The following is a 1,488-nucleotide window of genomic DNA, read 5'->3' on the forward strand; positions in this document are numbered from 1 at the left end:
CCGCGAGCCGGACGGCGGGGCGTTCAGCTCGGTCGCCGTCGACGACGTCGAGGGTGGGCATCTGGCCGTCGCGCACCTCCTCGAGATCGGCCGCCGGAGAATCGCGTACGTGAGCGGACCGCTCGGCATCCGGCAGGTCGCCGACCGGCTCGAGGGCGCGCGCCGTGCCGTCGCGGAATGTCCAGGAGCGACGCTCGAGGTGATCGAGATGCCTGCCCTGTCAGTGCTGCGCGGACGCGCCGCGGGCGAGCAGATCGTCGCCCGTGCGCCCGGGGATCGGCCGGACGCGGTCTTCGCCGCGAACGACCTGCTCGCCGTCGGACTGCTGCAGGGGCTGCACCTCATCGCCGACCTGCGGGTGCCGGAGGACATCGCCCTCATCGGCTACGACGACATCGACTTCGCCTCGGCGACCGTCGTGCCGCTCAGCTCGATCCGTCAGCCGGCCGCGCTCATCGGCTACCGCGCCGTCGACATCCTGCTCGCCGAGGTCGCCGGCGCCGACCACGAGCGCAATGTGCGGTTCCAGCCCGAGCTCGTCGTCCGGGAGTCCACCGGCGGCTGAGTCTCGGCTCGATAGGCGGGGCCTCAGGCGACGCGGATGGCGCGGATCGCCATGAACTGCCGCCCGGGCAGGTCGACCCGCACCGTGCCGGAATGGGTTCCCTCGACCGGCTCGATCGTCAGGTTCCAGGTGTCGATCACCTCGACGCTCCACTGCCCCTCGGGGAGGATCAGGTTGCGGAACCGCGGCCGGTTGAACCCGAAGTACCCGACCAGGTGCTGGCCGGCGATACCGCCCCAGGGCACGTCCCAGTCGGACGGCAGCGGATCCCAGACGCCGCCGGGTGTCTCTTCCAGCAGCATGTCGAGGAAGCCGATGCGCGCGGGGGAAGAGCCATAGAGCTCGCCGCCCTTCGCCCACCAGAGCACCTCGGGGTCTTCGCCGGCGGAGGGAGAGGGCACGGTGGTGCCGCCCGACTCGATCGGCAGGTAGGTCTCGCCGTGGCCGACATAGCCGCCGCGGACGGCGCCCTCCCAGAACCGGCGGGTCATCTCCTCGCCGGTGATGTTGCCCCAGCCCTGGTCGATGTCGCCCTCGTAGGCGCACTCGTCGATGACGACGGGCTTGCCCCAGCGCTCCCGCCACTCGTCGGTGTTCTCCGCGGTGCGGTAGACGTCGACGCGCTGCACGCTGACGTGCGTGATCCACGGCTTCGAATAGTCGTAGAACGGCCGGCAGTTGTGGATCGAGTTGAGGTGGCCGAATGCGTCCTCCTCGCCGACGATCGCGGCGAGCCGCTCCCAGTCGGCTTCGTCCTTCGACCACAGCAGGTCGTACTCGTTCGCCATCGACCACCACACGTTGGCGTAGGCGGAGAGGCGGCGCACGAGGTAGCGGAGGTAGCGCTCGTCCACAGCCGGACCGAGGTCGGCGAAGCCCCACCGGTCGTACGCGTGGAAGAGGATGAGGTCGGCTTCGATGCC

The 1,488-nt window shown here is 70.4% G+C and carries 2 protein-coding genes; one reads left to right on the top strand and one right to left on the bottom strand.

The features are described from left to right. Nucleotides 1-565 (top strand): substrate-binding domain-containing protein (locus AC1DVT_RS20215; RefSeq protein WP_477391184.1); only part of this gene is annotated, 565 nt, incomplete at its 5' end. 23 nt (nucleotides 566-588) lie between these two features. Here the strand turns inward: AC1DVT_RS20215 and AC1DVT_RS20220 are convergent. After that, nucleotides 589-1,488 (bottom strand): DUF5605 domain-containing protein (locus AC1DVT_RS20220; protein WP_477391186.1); only part of this gene is annotated, 900 nt, incomplete at its 5' end.

It is taken from the genome of Microbacterium sp. P2_F9, assembly GCF_056403635.1.